3 protein-coding genes are annotated in these 5,430 nt (G+C 45.2%); 2 read left to right on the top strand and 1 reads right to left on the bottom strand.

Annotated features, from left to right (window positions below; translation table 11 throughout):
• Positions 1-14: 14 nt before the first annotated feature.
• Both E1163_RS02740 and E1163_RS02745 read left to right on the top strand, forming a co-directional pair.
• A complete protein-coding gene (locus E1163_RS02740) occupies positions 15-1,733 on the top strand; it encodes a phospho-sugar mutase (protein ID WP_155169217.1) in 1,719 nt (572 codons plus the stop codon).
• A gap of 172 nt (positions 1,734-1,905) precedes the next feature.
• Positions 1,906-2,871 (top strand): calcium/sodium antiporter, encoded by a 966-nt coding sequence (locus E1163_RS02745; RefSeq protein ID WP_155169219.1) that lies wholly within the window; start codon positions 1,906-1,908, stop codon positions 2,869-2,871.
• A 284-nt stretch (positions 2,872-3,155) separates the two neighbouring features.
• Here E1163_RS02745 and E1163_RS02750 read toward each other — a convergent pair.
• A partial coding sequence (locus E1163_RS02750) for a T9SS type A sorting domain-containing protein (RefSeq protein ID WP_155169221.1) occupies positions 3,156-5,430 on the bottom strand: 2,275 nt, incomplete at its 5' end.

Raw genomic sequence — 5,430 nt, forward strand, 5'->3', positions numbered from 1 at the left:
AAAAAAATTAACGCATGAACGAACTAATAGCCAAGGCCCAGCGCTGGCTGGATAGCAATATAGACACCGAAGCAAAAGGTGAAATCCGTAGCCTGATGAATGACCCGGAAGCCCTTACCGAGGCATTTTATAAAGACCTTGAGTTTGGTACGGGCGGTTTGCGCGGCATTATGGGCACGGGCTCTAACCGAATGAACAAGTACACCATCGGTATGGCGACGCAGGGACTGGCCAATTATCTGATCAAAACCTACCCCAACGAACAGGTCAAGGTGGCTATAGCGCATGACAGCCGCAACAACAGCCGCTTCTTTGCTGAAACTGTAGCGGGGGTTTTCTCTGCCAATGACATTAAAGTGTACCTTTTTGAAGAGCTTCGTCCTACGCCTGAGCTCTCATTTGCCATCAGGCATCTCAAATGCCACAGTGGTGTTGTACTTACTGCATCGCACAACCCCAAAGAGTACAATGGCTACAAAGCATACTGGAGTGACGGGGCACAATTGGTAGCTCCCCACGATAAAAACGTAATTAATGAGGTCAATCAGATAAAATCTATCGATGATGTAAAGTTTGACGCCAATAAAAAACTGATAGAGAACATCGGGAAAAATATTGACGACCTTTATCTGAATGAAATCAAAAAGCTTTCCCTATCTCCTGATATCATCAAATCGCAAAAGGACATTAAGATAGTTTATTCGCCCATCCACGGTACCGGGATCAGCCTTGTACCTGCATGCCTTAAAAACTTTGGGTTTGAGAATATTCATGTTGTAGAAGAACAGTCCGAACCGAACGGAAACTTCCCTACAGTAGTATACCCTAACCCTGAAGAGGCAGAAGCCCTAAAACTCTCTCTTAAAAAGGCTCAGGAAATAGATGCTGAACTGATCATGGCCACAGACCCTGACGCTGACCGCGTGGGTATTGCAGTGAAAAATCATAAAGGTGAGTACCAGCTTCTCAACGGTAATCAGACCGGTAGTTTACTCATCTACTATATCCTGAAAAGATGGGAAGAGCTAAACAAATATAAAGGCAATGAGTATGTGGTAAAGACCATCGTAACCACAGAGCTTATTGATGAGGTAGCCGCCAGGTTCGGTGTTAAGTGTTATAATACACTGACCGGTTTTAAATATATCGCTTCCATCATCAGAGAGCTGGAAGGCAAAAAGACCTTCATAGCCGGTGGTGAGGAAAGCTACGGGTATATGATCAGCGATTTTGTGAGGGACAAGGATGCTGTTGCTTCATGTGCTATGATTGCCGAAATGTGTGCCTACGCCAGATCTCAGGGCAAATCGCTGTTCGACCTGCTTGTGGAGCTTTACACTGAGGCCGGTTTTTATAAAGAAAAGCTTATCTCAATGACCAAGCAGGGCAAAAAAGGTGCTGATGAGATCAAAACCATGATGCAAAACTACAGAAGCACCCCTCCTGCTCAATTGGCCGGATCAAAAGTGGTTAAAGTAATTGACTACCAAAACAGTACGGAGAAGAACCTGCTGACCGGAGAGACCAGTGCCATTGATTTTGAGAAATCTAATGTGCTTCAATTTTTTACTGAGGCCGGATATAAAGTGTCTGCACGCCCGTCTGGCACGGAGCCAAAGATCAAATTCTATATCAGCGTCAACAAAAAGCTGGATAATGCAGCTCAATATGATCAGGCAGATGCTGACCTGAACAAGCTTATTGAAAGCATTGAGCATGACCTGCTCGCTTAAATCATTTCTAACAGCAGATATGAGACTAAACCAGTCCCATATCTGCTCACTTACCTGTAAAAAGTTTTATACTTTATCTCAGCTTCGTTCAAAATAATTAATACATTTTGATAGCAGAGTTTGCCGATTAAAAGACTTTTTTATTAGATTTGACGGCTTAACCCACTGATATTTGGCTTTACTATTACACTTCGCGCTTATTATTGTTGGCTTTGTATTGCTCATCAAAGGTGCAGGAGCACTTGTAGGAGGAGCATCTTCCCTGGCCAAGAAGTTTAACATCTCTGAGCTTGCCATAGGCCTCACCATAGTAGCTCTTGGCACTTCCGCTCCGGAACTTGTGGTCAACATTATTTCCGGTACAGAAGGTCATAGCGATGTAGTATTTGGTAATATTATCGGGTCTAATATCTTCAACCTCTTTCTTATCCTTGGCGTATCAGGAACAATCTATCCGCTGGTGGTACAAAGAAATACCGTATTAAAGGAACTGCCTTTTTCCCTGTTCATCACTTTGCTGCTATTTTACCTGATCAACGATACCATGTTTGATAAAGGCACGTCGGACCAGCTAAATTTCACTGATGCTGTAATTCTCGCTATTCTCTTCGGGCTATTCCTTGCTTATGTATTCTTTAGTATGAAGTCGTCTCCTGAAGGTGAGGAGAGCAATATTAAAATTTACGGCGGGCTAAGCACTACTTTACGGATATTGGGAGGACTGGCAGGTTTAATACTCGGAGGAAAGCTCGTTGTAGACAATGCAGTAGACGTTGCCCGTGTGTTTGACGTAAGCGAAAAGCTCATAGGGCTTACCATCATAGCCGCCGGCACATCACTTCCTGAGCTGGCAACCTCTGCCGTTGCTGCCTATAAAAAGCAGGCTGACATCGCTATCGGAAATGTTATTGGCTCCAATATTTTCAACATACTTTTTGTGCTGGGCATTACAGGCCTGATCACACCCTTAAAATACGACCCTACACTCAACATTGATATCTACATTCTTTTAGGGGGTGCAGTGCTGTTACTATTGTTTATGTTTACTATCAATAAAAAGAAACTGGATCGCTGGGAGGCCCTGCTTTATCTGTTGACATTTATTGGGTATATGGTATTTCTGTTTATGAGGAAGTAATTTCTTCCCTTCTGTTATTGCCACCACTATTCCAAAGTAAAAAAGCCATGACCCTCTCCTTTTAAAGGTTTGAGCCATGACCTTCTTAATCTTTCCGGTAATTGATATGATGGAACCAGGTTGAAAGCAGTTGGAACAAACAGATCAGAAAATAAAACATGCAAAATGAAGCTTACCCCTAAAATCAGTAACCCGAAATCCGCTGCCATTTACTTCAGGTTGCCTGCTGCTTTTGCTGATTGCTATTAACGCCTCCTCGCAAATTCAACCTGATCCCTGCTTTATCACTTTTTATCTACTATCACGAGCTTTCGCTGATGTTCTGTGCCCGAGCTTTTTATAGTAACTACATACATCCCGGCACCCCATTGTTTTCCGGGTACAATCACAAGGTTATTATCTTGTGTATGCCCTTCGTAAACGACCTGACCGGAAGCATTGACTACTGAAACAGCAATAGACTCTGCATTCGGATTATTAAACTGCATTTGTATTTCATCACCACTGGCCGCAGGGTTAGGGTACATTAAAATACCATTTTCAGCTATGTTTTTCACTTCCTGCGCAGGCAGTTTATTACGGTAGTCATGAGAGCAGTATTTGGACATGTCCATACCAAGCTCGGCTCCTGTTGTTCTTGCCGAAGCTTTAGCGAGATTGGCCGACTGGTACCATTTGGTATATATATCTGCCGTTCCGGATACTCCAGATACCAGTTGGAGACGGTAATCAAAATGAGCTTTACGTGTGCTCTCACCCTCATAAATGTAATCAGTGTTAGCGATTACAGCAATCACTACGCCATTAGCAGGGGCTTTATCCAGTCTTAGGCTTAGCTCTCCACTTGAAACCAGCTCACTGTATACCGGCGTACCATCAGTTGCCCTGTATGCCAACTGACAAGTCATATTTCTGCCTATAGGCTGAAAATTAACAGTAACCATATTTCCACTCACCGTTAAGGGTATCTGGTTTCCGCCTGACCAGCCTGGTGTGGTCCTGGCTTCAGGGGTAAGCAAACCGTTACCGTCATTGGAAGTTTTCACATAGGGAGTAGCAGTCCACGGATCAGGGTTTAACCAGGAAGGTTGCCACTCTGCCGTAATATTGCGTTGAAAGTTGGCATCTATCAGGGCCACAACCGCCGAAGTCCACGGCCCAAAGTCTACCAACGCCTGCTTGGCCCTATATTCAGAGATCAAGCGTCTCGTCTGCGCTTCACCCAAACCACCGGCTATTCCTTCCAGTACCCTGTCAGGGCAGTGTCTCCAGATCCAGGGCACAGAACCATCACCAAGGGTATTGCCCAGGAAAGTGGGAAAAGAGCTGCTGTACTGGTGTCCGCCAAGGTATGTCCTCCAAGTACAGATCTGCTGTTCTCCGTCAAACATGTTGACACCTTCTGCAGAAGGGCCTCCGAAGCTACCATCCTGAAGCCAGCCAGTGTAGCATTCGATAGGCATAAATGGAGCTATAAAATCAGTACCATTAAGGAAGCCCATAGAGCTAAAGTCACCTGATCTTCTCGCATCAGCCGTTTGTTGCAGCCAAACGTTTCCGCCTTCATGAAACCACGCTGACTTTTTTACACCGGGAAGGTCTGCCAGCACGGCGTGAATACCTTCATGCACCATAGCACCCTGCTGTGATTCCCTGTCATTAAATGTGCAGGCAGGGTCAAAGCTGTAAATAGGGTAATAAGAAGCAAGTACCATTGGCCAGCTTACGCCATTATGGAAAATGGTGCTTTGCCAGCCGCCTAAATCGGTATTAGAAGCATTATCTGTACATAACCCTGAACCATAAAGGTAGATCGCGCTTTTGTAGCCCTTCTTGGCTCTTAAATCCGGAGGCCAGCCCATTTCATCACGGAAGTAGGCAAAGTCCTTGTTCATACGCTCCAGAAGTGGTGTGATGGCATTGGAAGTAACCAAAGAATTGGCGTTTGGTCCCCACCTGAAAGTCCACCAGCCCGAAGACTGTGTACCTACAACCTGAGGACAATCATCCAGCACCTTTGTTGGAGTAGGTAGCGACGGAAATTCATCTTTGAAATCATAGCTGATGTTAGGGCTGTATTGCGGCCAGGTAAAGGCATCTCCACCCGAGCCATTGCCCGGATCTCCCCCACCTGTATCCGGTGTTCCGCCGTATACACGCCACTCTAAAATACCAGTAGACTGGCTGGGATTAAGCATGGAAACGCGAAACTTTGTAGTCACAATGCTGTCCAACTCAATGGTATTCCACGTATCTTTAACTGTGGGCAGGTTTCCTGCGTTTACCCAGTTGGCACCATCCCAATACTCCACATAAGCAGTTGTAGGAGTCAATACACCTCCACCATCATCAAACCAATAGATATCTGTAGAAACCAACATCATTTCTGATGACCAGGCATACTGCACCCATTGGATGGAATTGGGATTGTTCCAGTTACCATAAGCGCCGTTGGACTTATCGTTGGAATGAGAGGGCATGGAGCCGTCATTAACAGCATCCAAAGTCTCCCAGGGAGAAACATAAGAAGTAGAGGCCGTGGCCTCCAAAGCCAGATTG

The organism is Fulvivirga kasyanovii (genome assembly GCF_009711405.1).
Taxonomy (GTDB): Bacteria; Bacteroidota; Bacteroidia; order Cytophagales; family Cyclobacteriaceae; genus Fulvivirga; species Fulvivirga kasyanovii.

What these genes read in the sequence shown, in the direction of transcription:
- E1163_RS02740 (WP_155169217.1), top strand. Translation starts at nt 15, where the DNA reads ATGAACGAACTAATAGCCAAGGCCCAGCGCTGGCTGGATAGCAATATA.